Genomic DNA, 14,516 nt, shown 5'->3' on the forward strand with positions numbered 1-14,516 from the left:
CTGCCGTCGTGCGAGGCTGGGCCGGTGACCTCCCTCGGCGACGCCACCTGGTCGGAGCTGCCCGAGCGGCCGCTCCTCGTCGTCCCCCTGGGATCGGTGGAGCAGCACGGCCCGCACCTGCCGCTGGCGACCGACACCCGGACGGCGGAGACGGTGGCGCAGGCCGCGGTGCCCGGGATCGGTGGCGCGCTGCTCGCCCCGGCGATCCCCTACGGGGCGAGCGGGGAGCACGAGGGGTTCCCGGGCACGGTGTCGATCGGCACGGAGGCGCTGACGACCGTGCTCGTGGAGTACGGGCGATCGGCCTGCCGCTGGGCGGGGCGGCTGCTGGTCGTCAACGGCCACGGGGGCAACTACTCCGCCCTGCGGGCGGCGGTGCCGCTGCTCCGGGCCGAGGGGCGGGACGTGGCCTGGTGGCCGCTCGCCGTTGCCGGCGGCGACGCCCACGCCGGCCGCACGGAGACGTCGCTCATGTTGCACGTGGAACCTGCTGGGGTCCGCCGGGAACGGGCGGAGGCGGGGGAGACGGCGCCGCTGCGGGAGCTGCTGCCCCGGATGCGCGCCGAGGGCGTGCGGGCGGTCAGCCCGAACGGGGTGCTCGGGGACCCGGCGGGCGCGTCGGCGGGCGAGGGGGCGGAGCTGGTGGCGGACCTGGCCGGCCGGCTGGCTGCCGCCGTGGCGACCTGGCGCATCGACGACGCGGGGCGGCTCCGGGAGTGATCCCGGAACCGCCCCGCGCCGGAGGTGGTGGCCCGCTCAGTTCAGGGCGTCGGCGAACAGCGGCACGCTGTTCTCGATCGCGTACAGCAGGCCCGGTGCCGAGGCGCTGGAGAAGGCGTTGAGCAGCGTCAGGTCGTCGAGGACGACGGCGCGACCCTCCTGGACGGCGGGCAGCGACTGCCACACCGGGCTGCCGGTGAACGCCGAGGCCTCGACGAAGATCGGGAAGACCACGGTCAGCTGGGCGTCGAGCAGATTGAGCTGCTCCTCGCCGATGGGCACGAAGAAGTTCTCGGTCGCCAGCGCCTCGATCTCGGCCTTGTTCTCGAAGCCGAGCTGCTCCATGAACTGCACCCGCGAGTCGCCGGTGAGGTAGACGTTCCAGCCCTCGGCGGAGTAGGCGCCGACGGCGACCTCGGTGCCCTGGAACTCGGGGTGCTCCTCCCGGGCCTGCTCGAAGGCCGCCTCGACCTCGGCCGCGAGCTCGTCGGCCTCCTCGCTCCTGCCGAGCGCCTCGCCGATCATCTCCAGCTGCTGCTGCCAGGTCGTCTGGTACGGCCCGACGCCCTCGGGCTGACCGATCGTCGGGGCGATCTCGTTCAGCAGGTCGTAGCGCTCCTGGTCGCCGGACGAGCGGGTGTCGAGGATGAGGTCGGGCTGCAGCGCCGCGATCTGCTCGTAGCTCGGCTCGAGCGTGCCGATGATCACGGGGGGCTCGGCGTAGCCCTGCTCGACCCAGTCGCCGAGGCCGTCCTCGCCGCCGACCGCCAGCCAGTCGCTGGCGCCCACCGGCTCCACACCGAGCGCGAGGGCGGTCTCGGCGTCGGACCAGCCGAGCGCCACCACCCGCTCGGGCTCCTCCTCGACCGTGACCTCGCCGAAGGCGGTCTCCACCGTCACCGGGAACGCCGACGACGAGTTCCCGGTCGTGCTCCCGGCCGCCCCGCCGTCGGAGGTGGCGGGCTCGTCGCCGGAACCGCAGCCGGTGACGACGAAAGCGGTGGCCGCGAGCGCGGCAGCACCCCGGAGGGCGGAAGGAAAAGGCATGACACAACTCCTTGGCGGATCAGGTAAGGGTGACCTAAGCACACGAACGTGGGAGCGGGGCGGCCGGGACCGGATCGTTACTGTCGCGGGACCCGTACGGCGGGAGCCGAGGGCACCGACGCGCGAGGAGGGCCGGGCATGAGCGGGGCGATCGAGGGCCGCGAGGGCTGGCTGGTCGTGATCGACCTGCAGCACGTCTTCGGCGAGCAGGACTCGCCGTGGACCGCGCCGCGGTTCGAGGAGATCCGCCCGCGCGTCCGCCGGCTGGTCGAGGCGTTCGGCGAGCGGGTGGTCTGGACCCGGTTCGTGGCGCCCGCGGAGCCGGTGGGGGCCTGGAAGGAGTACTACGCGCAGTACGACTTCGCGCTGCAGCCCCCCGACGCGCGGTGCTACCAGCTCGTCGAGGACCCGGGCGGCGCCCCGGTCGTGGACGCCACCACGTTCGGCAAGTGGGGGCCGCGGCTGGCCGAGGTGGTCGGCGAGGGGCCGCTCACCGTCGCCGGGGTGGCCACCGACTGCTGCGTCATCTCCACCGTGCTCCCGGCGGCCGACGCGGGGGTGCACGTCCGCGTGGTCACCGACGCGTGCGCCGGGGCGGGCGACCAGGAGCACGAGCGGGCCCTGCAGGTGATGGCCGGCTACGCCCCCCTGGTCTCCTTCGCCACGACGGACGAGGTCCTGGCGCAGGGATGATCCCCGCCCCGCCGGAGCGCCGGCTGCCCGACGGGTTCGCCGTGCGGCTCGACCCGCGCACCCGCCGGCGCGACGGCGGCGCGACCCTGCTCGGGGGTTCCCCGCTGCGGCTGATCCGGCTGTCCCCGCGCGCGGCGGGGCTGCTGGCCGCCGACCGCCTGGTGGTCGGCGACGCGACCGGTGCCGCCCTGGCCGCGCGGCTCCTCGACGCCGGCCTCGCCCACCCGGAGCCGCCGCCGGACGCCGGCGGGGCGGACGTGACCGTCGTCGTCCCGGTGAAGGACCGACCGGCCGGGCTTAGCCGGCTGCTCGCCGCGCTGCGCGCCGATCCGCGGACGGCGGCTGTGCCCGTGGTCGTCGTCGACGACGGCTCGGCGGTGCCGGTCACCGCTCCCGACGGCGTCCGCGTCCTCCGGTACGAGGTGTCCCGGGGCCCGGCGGCTGCCCGCAACGCCGGCCTGGCCGCGGCAGGCACCGAGCTGGTCGCGTTCCTCGACTCCGACTGCGTCCCCCTCCCGGGCTGGCTGGGCCGGCTGCGGCCGCACCTGGCCGATCCCCGGCTGGCCGTGGTGGGCCCCCGGATCGTGCCGCTGGCGGGCGCGGCACGCGGGTGGACGAGCCCCTACGAGGACGTCGCCGGCGCGCTGGACATGGGCCCGGAGCCGGCGGCGGTGCGGCCGCTGTCGGCGGTGTCCTACCTGCCGAGCGCGGCGCTGCTGGTGCGCCGGTCGGCCCTGGGCCCGGGCTTCGACGAGGCGATGCGGGTCGCCGAGGACGTCGACCTGGTCTGGCGGCTGACCGCGGCGGGCTGGCGGGTGCGGTACGTACCGGCGGCCGAGGTCGCGCACGAGCACCCGGCGCGCACCGCAGACTGGCTGCGGCGGCGCGCCTTCTACGGCACCGGCGCCGCCCTGCTGGCCGCGCGGCACGGGTCGGCGGTGTCGCCCCTGGTGATCGCGCCGGAGACGGCGCTCACCTGGGCGCTGCTGCTCGCCGGTGGTCGGTGGGGGCGGGCGGCCGGGGTCGCCGTGCTGGGGGTCACCGCGGCCCGGCTCGCGCGCCGGCTGGCCCGGCCGGGGGAGGCCGCCCCGGCCGTGCTCGCCACCGGCCTCGTGGTGCGCGGCCTCGCCGCGTCGGGCCGGGCGCTGACCCGCGCGGCCACCCGGCACCACTGGCCGGTGGCCGCCGCCGGGGCGATCGCCTCCCGGCGCGTGCGCAGGGCCGTGCTGGCGGCGGCGCTCGCCGACGGGCTGCTGGCCTGGGCGCCGCACCGGGGCCGGGTCGGAACGGTCCGTCACCTCCTGGCCCGGCGGCTCGACGACCTCGCCTACGGGGCGGGCCTGTGGGCCGGGGCCGTGCGGGCCCGCGACGTCCGGCCCCTGCTGCCGACGCGCCCACCCCGCTGACGACCCGCCCGGCCGCGGAATGCGCGGCGGCCCTCGCGCCTTGCACGGCGTCGTACTGCGGTTCGACCAGCGTGGGTCCCGCTCAGCACCGATCGACGGGAAACCCGTGACCACCACCCAGGACCGCCCCCAGCCGCAGGCGACCCCCGATGCGCCCGCGCGACCGGGCGCCGCCCGCACCGCGCTGACGCTCGGCGCCTTCGTCGCCCTCGGCCCGCTGACCATCGACATGTACCTGCCGGCGCTGCCCAGCATCACCAGTGACCTGCTCACCACCTCGGCGACCGTGCAGCTGACCCTCACCGGCACGCTGATCGGCCTGGCGCTCGGTCAGCTGGTGCTCGGCCCGCTGTCGGACGCGTACGGCCGCCGCGGGCCGCTGCTGGCCGGCACCGCGCTGCACGTCGTCGCCTCGCTGCTCGTGCTCGTCGCGCCGACCATCGCCGTCCTCGGCGCGCTGCGGGTGCTGCAGGGCGTGGGCGCCGCCTCCGGCGCGGTCATCGCCCTCGCCGTGGTGCGCGACCTCTACGACGGCCGCGCCGCGGCGACGATGCTCTCCCGGCTGTTCCTGGTGCTCGGCGCCGCGCCGGTGCTGGCGCCCACCATCGGCGGGGAGATCCTGCGCTTCACCACCTGGCGCGGGGTGTTCGGCGTGCTGGCGGCTTACGGCCTGCTGCTGCTGGTCGTCGGGTGGGCGACGCTGCGGGAGACCCTGCCGCCCGCGCGGCGGAGCAGCGCCGGGGTGCTCGGGACGCTGCGGGTCTACCGCGGCCTGCTGCGCGACCGCGTCTACGTCGGGCTGGTGCTGGTCGCCGGCCTCACGATGGCCGGGCTGTTCAGCTACGTCTCCGGCTCCGCGTTCGTCTACCAGGACCAGTTCGGGCTCGGCGAGCAGCAGTTCGGGCTGCTGTTCGGCGCCGGCGCGTTCTGGCTGATCGCCGCCACCCAGCTCAACCCGCTGCTGCTGCGCCGCTGGTCGCCGCAGACGCTCCTCGTGGCCGGCACCGTGGCCGGCGCGCTCGCCGGCGCCGCGCTGGTCGGGCTGGCCGGCACGGGGACCGGTGGCCTGGTCGCCGTCACCGGGGCGCTGTGGGCGGTGCTGTTCGCGTGCGGGCTCGCGCTGCCCAACGCCCCGGCGCTGGCGCTGTCCCGGCACGGCGAGGCGGCCGGGAGCGCGGCGGCCCTGTTGGGCGCCATCCAGTTCGGCGTCGGCGCGGCGGTCTCCCCGGTCGTCGGCCTCCTGGGCAACGACGCGGTGGCGATCGGCCTCGTCGTCGTCACGGCGCTGGTCCTGGCGATCGTCGTGCTGGCCGCCGTCGTCCGGCCGTGGCAGCTGCCGGCCGGGGATGCGGCGGCGGCCCCGGCGCACTGACCCGCGCCGGCCGCTCTGGTGGAAACCGCCGGCAGCGGCCACGATGACCGGGAGATGAGCGACTCCCCGTGGCGCGGCCGGTGACCACCGCCGTCAACCCGTGGCTGGCGCTGCCCGACGGGTCGCCGTCGGCCGCCCGCACGCGCCGGTTGCGCGCGGCGCACGAACGCCTGGTCACCGCCGGTGCGCTGCCCGTCGACGACGCCGTCCGCCCGGTCGTCCGCGACTCGTGGCGGCGCTCCCTCGGCAGCGGCGTGGACCCCGACGGCGGGCTGCCCCCCGTGGAGCTGCTGGACGCCGACCTGCTCGCCTACCGGGCGGCCCACCCGCTGGCGCCGGTGCTGCCGGTGATCCGCCGGCTGCTGGTGCAGGACGCCGAGGCCGACCGGATGATCGTGGCGGTCACCGACGCCGCGGGGCGGATGCTCTGGGTGGAGGGCGACCACCGGCTGCGGGCGCAGGCCGAGGGCGTGAACTTCGTGGCGGGCGCCCGCTGGTCGGAGGAGGTGGCCGGCACGAACGCGCCCGGGACGGCGCTGGCTGTCGACTCCGCCGTGCAGATCTACGGCAGCGAGCACTTCCGGCGCTCGGTGCAGCCCTGGAGCTGCTCGGCCGCGCCGGTGCACGACCCGGCAACCGGTGCGCTGCTCGGCGTCATCGACGTCACCGGCGGCGACCACGTGGCCAGCCCGCACGTGCTCACCCTCGTCCGCGCGACGGTGGCCGCCGTCGAGTCGGAGCTGCGCTGGCTGAACCGGGAGCGGCTCGCCGCCGGCCCGGCCACCGGGGCGCCCGCACCGGCGGCGGCGCGCCTGGAGGTGCTCGGCCGGGAGCGGGCCCGGCTGCTGCTGCCCGGCGGACCGCTGGAGCTGTCTGTCCGCCACTCGGAGCTGCTGTTCCTGCTGGCCGAGGCGGCCGCCTCGGGGCAGGGCCGGGACGCCGCCCAGCTCGCCGACGAGGTGCACGCCGGATCCGCGGCGACCGTCACGGTGCGGGCGGAGCTGTCGCGGCTGCGCCGCCTGGTGGGCAGCGAGCTGCTCGCGTCCCGCCCCTACCGCCTGGTCGGCCGGCTGCACACCGACGTGGAGCAGGTGCGCCGGCTCGTCGCGCGCGGGGAGGTCGGTGCCGCGCTGGAGCACTACGCGGGGCCGGTGCTGCCCGGCTCCCAGGCGCCGGGGGTGCGGCAGGCCCGCGACCGACTGCTGGCGGTGCTCCGCCGGGCGGTGCTCACCGGGCGCCGCCCCGACCAGCTGCTGCGCCTCGCCCAGCTGCCCGAGGTGCGGGAGGACGCCGGGGTCTGGCAGGCGCTGTGCGAGGTCCTCCCGGCGGGCTCGCCCCGCCGGGCGGCGGTGACGGCGCACCTGCACCGCCTGCGGCTGGCCGGTCGCACGCGCTGACCCGCCCGGCGCGGGAATGCTGAGGGCTGCTCACGACTTCGCAGCTGGCGTGACCGCAGCACCCTTCGTCGACCGACCACCCCTGAGCCCCGTCCGGGTCGTCGTGGCCATCGTGGCGCTGGCGCTCGGCGGGTTCGCGATCGGCACCACCGAGTTCGTGACCATGGGCCTGCTGCCCGACATCGCCGAGGGCGTGGGCGTCGACATCCCCTCGGCCGGCCACGTCATCTCCGCCTACGCCCTCGGCGTCGTGGTCGGCGCCCCGGTGATCGCGGCGATGAGCGCCCGCCTGCCCCGGCGCGCGCTGCTGGTCGGCCTGATGGGTGCCCTGCTGGTCGGCAACGTGCTCACCGCCCTGGCGCCGGGCTACCCGACGCTGCTGGGCGCCCGGTTCCTCGCCGGCCTGCCGCACGGCGCCTACTTCGGCGTGGCCTCGCTGGTCGCCGCGTCGCTGGTCGCGCCGCGGCTCCGCGGCCGCGCGGTCAGCTCGGTGATGCTCGGCCTGGCCGTCGCGCTGGTCGCCGGCGTCCCGGCCGCGACCTGGCTGGGGCAGGCGGCCGGCTGGCGGGCGTCGTACTGGCTGGTGGTCGTCCTGGCCGCGGCCACGGTGGCGGCCGTGCTCGTCGTCGTCCCGCCGTCACCGGGGCGGCCCGACGCGACGGTGCGGGGCGAGCTGGGTGCGCTGCGCCGGCCGCAGGTGCTGCTCACCCTGGGGGTCGGCGTCGTCGGCTTCGGCGGCATGTTCGCGCTCTACAGCTACATCGCCCCGGTCGTCACCGACGTCGCGGGCCTCTCCCGGGGCACCCTGCCCGTGGTCCTGCTGGTGTACGGGATCGGCGGGATCATCGGGACGGCGCTGGCCGGGCGGCTGGGCGACTGGTCGCTCTTCCGTTCGCTCGTCGGCGCCCTGGTGGCCCTGATGGTGCTGCTCGCCGTGGTCGCCGCGGTCGCGTCCTGGGTGCCCGGCCTGGTGGCCGGTGTCTTCCTGGTCTCGGTCAGCGGCTCGACCCTGGCGATCCTGCTGCAGTTGCGGTTGATGGAGACCGCGGGGGAGGCGCAGATGCTCGGGGCCGCCCTCAACCACTCGGCCCTGAACATGGCCAACGCCCTAGGCGCCTGGGCCGGCGGGCTCGTCATCGCCGCGGGCCTCGGCTACCGGGCGCCCAGCGCCGTCGGCGCCGGGCTGGCGGCCGCCGGGCTGATCCCGCTCGCGATCTCCGCCGTCCTCCGCCGCCGTGAGCGGGCGGGCCGGGACGCGCCGGGCGCGGGGGCCCGTTCCGCGGATGCCTACGCCTCCGCGCCCTGGGACTCGTCGGTCCGCGGGGACAGCAGTGCCCCGAGCGCGGTCTCGATCCGCCGGCCGTAGCGGTTCGCGTACCGGATCCCCGGCCTCCCCGGGCCCTGGTCCAGGCGGGCGGGGAGCCCGTCGGCGACCAGCCGGTCGACCACCGCGGCGGTCAGCGCCGGGTCGTCGGTGAACGAGAACCCGGTCTCCATGGCCCGCCACTTCCGGCGGTCGAGCACCACCAGGGCGGTCACCACCGCCGCGGGACCCGCACCGGCCCGGGCCGGTAGCGGCCACCCCGTCGGCCGCAGCACCGGCACGGACGCCGCCGCAGCGGCGGAGCAGGCCCCGAGGAGGGCGCCCCAGCCCACCGCGTCGAGCCGCGCCGTCCGCAGGAACGACCGCCGTCGGCGACGGGCGAACCAGGGCTGCGGCCGGAGCGGCACCACGGATCCCACGGGTCACCGCTCCCGGGAGCGCGCGGTCACCGGCATCATCGGCCGAGACTAGGTAGACCCGGGTCCCGGCACCACGCCTGCCGCCCCCTTCCTGCTCCGGACGGCCGTGCCGCGCGCGGTGAGCTGCAACGGGGACGCAACGTTGTCCCGCCGGCGGTGCCGCGGCCGTCCACCACCGGAGCGCCCGGAAATCCTGGTCTTTCCGGGGGACTCCGTCTCCCACCGGCGGATCCGGGCAGGCTCGCGTGCAGTTAAGCGTGGCCAAAGTCACTCCTTTCGGGTCAGACTCCGCGGCAGGTCCACGGTCGACCGTGGGCGCGGTCTGCAACGAGGGACCCCTGCAACGAGGCGGAGGACTGATGACCCGGATCAGCGTGCGGGTGGACGGGACGTCCTACCAGGACGACGTCGAACCCCGGACACTGCTCGTGCACTACCTGCGCGAGCAGCTCGGCAAGGTCGGGACCGTGGTCGGTTGCGACACCAGCAACTGCGGTGCCTGCACCGTCCACCTGGACGGCGAGGCCGTGAAGAGCTGCACCGTGCTGGCGGTCCAGGCCGACGGTGCCGAGGTGACCACCATCGAGGGCGTCGCCCGCGACGGCGAGCTGCACCCGGTGCAGAAGGCCTTCCACGAGATGCACGGGCTCCAGTGCGGCTACTGCACCCCCGGGATGATCATGGCCTCGATCGACCTGCTCCAGGACAACCCCGACCCGAGCGAGGACGAGGTGCGGGAGGGCATCGAGGGCAACCTCTGCCGCTGCACCGGCTACCAGAACATCGTCCGCGCCGTGCAGCAGGCCGCCGGTGAGCTGCGTGGCGCCGGCAGCGGCTCCGTCTCGCCCGCGGCGGTCGACACCGCCGCCGCGCCGCACGTGGTGGGGCAGGCATGACCGCCGTGGAGGAGCGCACCGGCGCCCCGTCCCCCGAGATCGGCAAGGCGCGCCGCCGCAAGGAGGACGCCCGGCTGATCACCGGCGAGACCACCTGGACCGACAACATGGTGCTGCCGGGGATGCTGCACCTCGCGGTCGTGCGCTCACCCGTAGCGCACGCGCGGATCACGAACGTCGACGTCAGCGCCGTCCGGGAGGCGCCCGGCGTCATCGCCGTCTACACGGGTCAGGACCTCGCCGAGGAGCAGGGCTCGCTGCCCTGCGCCTGGCCGGTCACCCCGGACATGGTCAACCCCGGGCACCCGTCGATCGCCGTCGACCAGGTCAACCACGTCGGCGAGGCGGTCGCGGTGATCGTGGCGCGCAGCAAGACCGCGGCGCAGGACGCCGTCGAGCTCGCGGACATCGACTACGAGCCGCTGCCGGTGGTACTGGACATGGAGGAGGCGGTGAAGGACGGCGCGGACCTGGTCCACGACCACCTGGAGTCCAACACCAGCTACCACTTCGTCTTCGACGCCGGCGAGATGGGCACCGGCGCGGACACCGAGCAGGCGTTCGCCGACGCCGACGTCGTCGTCAGCCGGCGGCTGATCCAGCAGCGGCTGATCCCGGCGTTCATGGAGCCGCGCTCGGTCGTCGTGCAGCCGCAGGGCGACAACTACACGATGTGGTCGGCCACCCAGATCCCGCACATCCTGCGGGTCATGGCGGCGATGGTCACCGGCATCCCCGAGCACAAGCTGCGGGTGGTCGCCCCCGACGTCGGCGGCGGGTTCGGCGGGAAGCTGCAGGTCAACCCGGAGGAGATCCTCTGCCTGCTGATCGCCCGGCGCCTGGGCAAGCCGGTCAAGTGGACCGAGACCCGCAGCGAGTCGCTGATGACGGCGCACCACGGGCGCGACCAGATCCAGTACGTCGACGTCGCCGCCGACCGCGAGGGCAACCTCAAGGGCCTGCGCGTGCGGCTGCTCGCCGACATGGGCGCCTACCTGCGGCTGATCACTCCCGGTGTTCCGGCCCTGGGCGCCTTCATGTTCCCGGGCATCTACAAGTTCCCGGCCTACCGGTTCGAGTGCGACGGGGTGTTCACCAACAAGGTGCCCACCGACGCCTACCGCGGCGCCGGTCGCCCGGAGGCCACGTTCGCGATCGAGCGGATCATGGACGAGCTCGCCGTCGAGCTCGGCATGGACCCCCTCGAGCTGCGCCGCAAGAACTGGATCAAGGCCGAGGAGTTCCCGTTCACGACGGTGGCCGGGCTGGCGTACGACAGCGGTGACTACGAAACCGCGACGCAACAGGCGCTGGAGCTGCTCGGGTACGACGAGCTGCGCGCCGAGCAGCAGCGGCGGCGGGAGTCGAACGACCCGGTGCAGCTGGGCATCGGCATCTCCACCTTCACCGAGATGTGCGGACTGGCCCCCTCCCGGGTGCTCGGCTCGCTCTCCTTCGGCGCCGGCGGCTGGGAGCACGCGGCGATCCGCATGCTGCCCACCGGCAAGGTCGAGGTCGTCACCGGCTCGACGCCGCACGGCCAGGGCCACGAGACGGCGTGGAGCCAGCTGGTCGCCGACTCCCTCGGCGTGCCGTTCGAGGACGTCGAGGTGCTGCACGGGGACACCGCGATCGCCTCCCGCGGGCTGGACACCTACGGCTCCCGGTCGCTGGTGGTCGGCGGCTCGGCGGTGGTCAAGGCGGCGGACAAGGTGATCGCCAAGGCCCGCAAGATCGCCGCGCACCTCCTGGAGGCCAGCGAGGACGACCTCGACTTCGAGGGCGGGAAGTTCTCCGTGCGGGGGACGCCGGGCACCGGGCTCGGCATCCAGGAGATCGCGCTGGCGATCTTCGCTGCGCACGACTACCCGGAGGGGATCGAGCCCTCGATCGACGCCGAGGCGACGTTCGACCCGGAGAACTTCTCCTTCCCCCACGGCACGCACCTGTGCGCCATGGAGGTCGACACCGAGACCGGGTTCGTGAAGATCCGCAAGTACGCCTGCGTCGACGACGTCGGCACGATCGTGAACCCGCTGATCGTCGAGGGGCAGGTGCACGGCGGGCTGGCGCAGGGGATCGCCCAGGCGCTGTACGAGGAGGCCGTCTACGACGCCGACGGCAACCTCACCACCGGCACCTTCGTCGACTACCTGGTGCCCGCGGCATCGGACCTGCCGCACTTCGACACCGGCAACACGGTGCACACAGCGCCGGGCAACCCGATCGGCGCCAAGGGCGTGGGGGAGGCCGGCTGCATCGCCTCGACGCCCGCGGTGGTCAACGCCGCGTTGGACGCCGTCCGGCACCTGGGCGTGCAGGACATCCGGATGCCGCTGACCCCCGAACGGGTCTGGCGGGCCATCCACGCCGGAGGCGACGGCGGCGACCGGGCATCGGCCCGGACGAACGCGCAGGCCGTCGACTCCACCGACGCCCCGTCCACCTCCGGAGGTGCCCAGTGATCCCCGCGCCGTTCGAGTACGCGCGTCCGACCAGCGTCGACGAGGCGCTGGAGGCCATCGCCTCCGGCGGGGAGGACGTGAAGATCCTCGCCGGCGGGCAGTCGCTCATCCCCGTCATGCGGCTGCGGCTGGCCGCGCCGGAGACCGTCGTCGACCTGGGGCGGGTCGCCGAGCTGCGGGGGGTGCGGGACGACGGCGACGCGATCGTCATCGGCGCGATGACCACCCACTCCGACGTCCTCGCCGACCCGCTGATCGCGCAGCACGTCCCGCTGATCGCCGAGGCCACCGGCACGGTGGCCGACCGGCAGGTGCGCCACCGGGGCACCTTCGGCGGGGCCCTCGTGCACGCCGACCCGGCCGGGGACCTGCCGTCCGTGGCGCTGGCGCTCGACGCCGAGTTCGTGATCGCCGGGCCCGGGGGGCGCCGGACCGTCGGTGCCGCCGACTTCTTCGTCGACTACCTCACCACCGCCGTCGAGGAGGGCGAGCTCCTGGTGGAGGTGCGGGTGCCGAAGCTCGCCGGCCAGTGGGGCATGCGGTACGAGAAGTTCAACCGCGTGGCGCAGGCCTGGTCGATCGTCGCGGTGGCCGCCGCGGTGCGCCGCGAGGACGGGCACATCGCCGAGGCGCGGATCGGGCTGACCAACATGGGCCCGACGCCGCTGCGGGCCGGCGCGGTGGAGGCCGCGCTGTCCGGGGCCGAGGCGACGCCCGAGGCGATCGCCGCGGCGTCCGCCCGCGCCGCCGAGGGGACCGAGCCGAGCAGCGACCTCAACGCGCAGGCGGACTACCGGCAGCACCTGGCGACCGTCCTCACGCGCCGGGCGGTGACGGCCGCCGCGGGGCTGTAGCTTGTCGAAGGACCCCCTTGCCCCCCAGCACTCGCAGGCTCGCGCCGGGTCCCTGCAAGGGGGCCGTGCCAGTCCGTCACCCGGAGGTTGACCCGTGCAGCTGGAGAACTCGTTCACCGTCCCGGTGCCCGTCGACGAGGCCTGGCGGGTGCTGCTCGACATCGAGCGGATCGCCCCGTGCATGCCCGGCGCGGCGCTGGACTCCGTCGACGGTGACGACTTCACCGGGCGGGTGAAGGTCAAGCTCGGGCCGATCAACCTGACCTACCAGGGGAAGGCGTCGTTCATCGAGAAGGACGAGGCCGCGCACCGGGCGGTCATCGACGCCCGGGGCAAGGACCAGCGGGGCAACGGGACGGCGGCGGCGGTGGTCACCGCCAACCTCCGCGCGGAGGGCTCGGTCACGCGGGTCGACGTGCTCACCGACCTGAACATCACCGGGCGTCCGGCCCAGTTCGGGCGCGGCGTGATGACCGACGTCGGCAACAAGCTGCTGGGGCAGTTCGCCGACAAGCTCGCCGCCCAGCTCGGTGAGGGCGACGCGCAGGGCGACGCCGACCGCGCGGCCGCGTCGGCGGAGGCCGGCCCGGCGGCGGATGCCGGCCCGGCGGCGAAGGCGGCGGCGACGGCCACCGGCGTGGTCGAGGAGGTGGCCGCTTCGGCGGAACAGGCCGCCGGCGAGGGGACGGCGGCCAAGAAGGCCGCCGCTGCCACCAAGAAGGCGGCCGCGTCGGCGACCGACAAGGTCAGCGCCGCGGCCGAGGAGCCCCCGGCGAAGAAGGCGGCCCCGGCCAAGAAGGCCGCCGCGAAGGCGGCGCCCGCCAAGGCCGCGCCGGCGAAGAAGGCGGTCGCGGGCAAGGAGACGGCGACCACGGAGACCCCGGCCAAGGAGACCGCGGCCAAGGTGACCGCCGAGAAGGCCGCCGACACCGCGCCGGCGGGCAAGGCGCCCAGCGGGCCGCCCACCGGCAACACCGCTCCGCCCGGGCGCCCGGCCACGGGTGCGCCGCTACGGAGCGTGCCTGACGCCGCCCCGGCGGAGCGACCGCGTCCGGCGCAGTCCGAGCCGGAGCCGATCGACCTGCTGGAGGTGGCCGGAGGGGCCGCGTTGTCCCGCTACGCCGCCCCGGCTGCCGGGGTCGCCGCGCTGGTGCTGGTCGTCGCCCTCGTCGTACGGCGCCGCCGTCGTCGCTGAGGCCGTCGGACCGGTCCGTCACGTTCCGGGTTCCGGGTCCGGGGCATGACCTCCGGGCGGCGGCGCCGCGTCGGTCGATCCCTCGGTGCGGCACGACCCGAGCCGCTGCCCCGGTTCCGCTCAGCCCTGCCTCGGCGCCTGGACGGGCAGCCGTGATTTGGTCGCCGGGCTCTCGCCTGCGGAAACTGTCGTACCCCCCGCTTAACCTGCGGGTATGTCGTCGGGTGTCGGGTTCGCGGTCGGGGTGACCGTGATGCCGGTGAGCCCGCCGTCGGAGTGGGAGCTGGCCGACCCTGATCCGTTGCCGCGGTTGGGTGAACCGTTGAGCGCGTGGTTGCCGGCCCGGCGGGGTGCGGCGGAGGCGGCGGAGCTGCTGGGGCAGATCGTGGCCGCGGAGGCGCAGTTGGCGGCGCTGCGGGCGGAGCTGGTGATGGACCTGGCCGCAGCGCGCCCGGCTCCGGCCGATCCGCTGCCCGGCGGCGAGCGCGCCGGACAGGTCGGCCCGGCCGGGGCGAGTGAGTTCGTGCCCGATGAGCTGGCCGCGGTGCAGAACTGCAGCCGCACGGCGGCGGTGACGCAGCTGGAGCACGCCGAGGTGCTGACCACGCTGCTGCCCGCGACGTACACACGGCTGCGGCTGGGGCGGCTGGACTGGCCCCGTGCCCGGGCGATGGCCGCGGAGGTCGCCGTCACCGGGCGGGAGACCGACCCGGGCGTGATCGCCGCCA

Annotated in this window: 12 protein-coding genes and 1 pseudogene; 11 read left to right on the forward strand and 2 right to left on the reverse strand. The window is 75.6% G+C overall.

The features are described 5' to 3' along the window. The first annotated feature begins 24 nt into the window (after positions 1-24). Complete coding sequence (mftE, locus tag ACI8AP_RS20245) at positions 25-720, forward strand: mycofactocin biosynthesis peptidyl-dipeptidase MftE (protein WP_456591169.1); 696 nt, start codon at positions 25-27, stop codon at positions 718-720. A gap of 36 nt (positions 721-756) precedes the next feature. On the opposite strand, the gene ACI8AP_RS20250 is transcribed toward mftE, so the two are convergent. Beyond that, complete coding sequence (locus ACI8AP_RS20250) at positions 757-1,767, reverse strand: iron-siderophore ABC transporter substrate-binding protein (protein WP_456591170.1); 1,011 nt, start codon at positions 1,765-1,767, stop codon at positions 757-759. A gap of 138 nt (positions 1,768-1,905) precedes the next feature. Here ACI8AP_RS20250 and ACI8AP_RS20255 point away from each other — a divergent pair, with 138 nt between their 5' ends. From ACI8AP_RS20255 to ACI8AP_RS20275, 5 genes are all read left to right on the forward strand, one after another. Next, positions 1,906-2,460 (forward strand): cysteine hydrolase family protein, encoded by a 555-nt coding sequence (locus ACI8AP_RS20255; RefSeq protein ID WP_456591171.1) that lies wholly within the window; start codon positions 1,906-1,908, stop codon positions 2,458-2,460. Further along, positions 2,457-3,866, forward strand: a complete 1,410-nt coding sequence (gene mftF, locus ACI8AP_RS20260) for a mycofactocin biosynthesis glycosyltransferase MftF (protein ID WP_456591172.1) — start codon at positions 2,457-2,459, stop codon at positions 3,864-3,866. Before ACI8AP_RS20255 ends, mftF begins: the two co-directional genes overlap by 4 nt. Positions 3,867-3,972: 106 nt before the next feature. Then, on the forward strand, positions 3,973-5,238 hold the full coding sequence (locus ACI8AP_RS20265; protein WP_456591173.1) for a multidrug effflux MFS transporter: 1,266 nt from the start codon (positions 3,973-3,975) through the stop codon (positions 5,236-5,238). 80 nt (positions 5,239-5,318) lie between these two features. Continuing rightward, positions 5,319-6,635: a GAF domain-containing protein gene (locus ACI8AP_RS20270; RefSeq protein ID WP_456591174.1), complete on the forward strand. Its 1,317-nt coding sequence runs from the start codon at positions 5,319-5,321 to the stop codon at positions 6,633-6,635. A gap of 49 nt (positions 6,636-6,684) precedes the next feature. Further along, the gene (locus ACI8AP_RS20275; protein WP_456591175.1) at positions 6,685-8,001 is read left to right on the forward strand and encodes an MFS transporter; all 1,317 of its coding nucleotides are present in this window, start codon (positions 6,685-6,687) and stop codon (positions 7,999-8,001) included. Here the strand turns inward: ACI8AP_RS20275 and ACI8AP_RS20280 are convergent. Next, positions 7,923-8,366 (reverse strand): hypothetical protein, encoded by a 444-nt coding sequence (locus tag ACI8AP_RS20280; RefSeq protein ID WP_456591176.1) that lies wholly within the window; start codon positions 8,364-8,366, stop codon positions 7,923-7,925. The genes ACI8AP_RS20275 and ACI8AP_RS20280 overlap by 79 nt on opposite strands. A 371-nt stretch (positions 8,367-8,737) precedes the next feature. On the opposite strand from ACI8AP_RS20280, the gene ACI8AP_RS20285 reads away from it, so the two are divergent. The 5 genes and pseudogenes from ACI8AP_RS20285 to ACI8AP_RS20305 form a co-directional block, all read left to right on the forward strand. Next, positions 8,738-9,274, forward strand: coding sequence for a (2Fe-2S)-binding protein (locus ACI8AP_RS20285; protein ID WP_456591177.1), 537 nt, complete (start codon positions 8,738-8,740; stop codon positions 9,272-9,274). Continuing rightward, positions 9,271-11,739 (forward strand): xanthine dehydrogenase family protein molybdopterin-binding subunit, encoded by a 2,469-nt coding sequence (locus ACI8AP_RS20290; protein ID WP_456591178.1) that lies wholly within the window; start codon positions 9,271-9,273, stop codon positions 11,737-11,739. Before ACI8AP_RS20285 ends, ACI8AP_RS20290 begins: the two co-directional genes overlap by 4 nt. Then, a complete protein-coding gene (locus ACI8AP_RS20295; RefSeq protein WP_456591179.1) occupies positions 11,736-12,593 on the forward strand; it encodes an FAD binding domain-containing protein in 858 nt (285 codons plus the stop codon). The genes ACI8AP_RS20290 and ACI8AP_RS20295 overlap by 4 nt, the downstream gene beginning before the upstream one ends. Before the next feature lie 94 nt (positions 12,594-12,687). Continuing rightward, positions 12,688-13,788: an SRPBCC domain-containing protein gene (locus tag ACI8AP_RS20300; protein WP_456591180.1), complete on the forward strand. Its 1,101-nt coding sequence runs from the start codon at positions 12,688-12,690 to the stop codon at positions 13,786-13,788. 214 nt (positions 13,789-14,002) lie between these two features. Then, positions 14,003-14,516: pseudogene (locus tag ACI8AP_RS20305) on the forward strand (hypothetical protein); the annotation flags it as partial.

The organism is Blastococcus sp. SYSU DS1021 (assembly GCF_054050995.1).

Coding starts and splice junctions, on each gene's coding strand:
- ACI8AP_RS20250 (WP_456591170.1), bottom strand. CDS start 1,767: ATGCCTTTTCCTTCCGCCCTCCGGGGTGCTGCCGCGCTCGCGGCCACC.
- ACI8AP_RS20255 (WP_456591171.1), top strand. CDS start 1,906: ATGAGCGGGGCGATCGAGGGCCGCGAGGGCTGGCTGGTCGTGATCGAC.
- mftF (WP_456591172.1), top strand. CDS start 2,457: ATGATCCCCGCCCCGCCGGAGCGCCGGCTGCCCGACGGGTTCGCCGTG.
- ACI8AP_RS20285 (WP_456591177.1), top strand. CDS start 8,738: ATGACCCGGATCAGCGTGCGGGTGGACGGGACGTCCTACCAGGACGAC.
- ACI8AP_RS20290 (WP_456591178.1), top strand. CDS start 9,271: ATGACCGCCGTGGAGGAGCGCACCGGCGCCCCGTCCCCCGAGATCGGC.